The organism is Lacticaseibacillus sp. 30 (assembly GCF_053819265.1).
Genome location: NZ_JBSOQX010000084.1, coordinates 1 through 315 on the forward strand (window position 1 = coordinate 1; position 315 = coordinate 315).

Annotated in this window: 1 protein-coding gene; it reads left to right on the forward strand. The window is 51.4% G+C overall.

Going from position 1 to position 315, the window contains the following annotated elements; all coding sequences use genetic code 11:
• The coding region (locus ACWPAB_RS15465) for a hypothetical protein (protein WP_455692718.1) at positions 1–315 on the forward strand (315 nt) is incomplete at both ends.

Sequence of the window (315 nt, forward strand, 5' to 3'; positions counted from 1 at the left end):
GCAAGCTCCGCTGCTTCCAAGGCATCTGATGCTGCGAAAGCAAAGGATGAGGCTAAGTCTAAGAGTGATACTGCATCTAGTTATGCCGATGCCGCAGGCAAGTCTGCTAGTCAGGCAAGTTCTAGTGCTGACGTTGCTGGTTCTGCTGGGAAGAAGTATCCAGACGATCCAGCAATCAAGAGTTCAGCTGATCTAGCGAAGTCAGCTGCTGACGATGCTGCGAAGTCAGCCGCTGTTGCTAAGGAAGCCGCTAAGTCTGGTGATGATTCTAAGGCTTCCAGTGCTGCTGCAGGTGCTAAGAGTTCAGCTGATCTA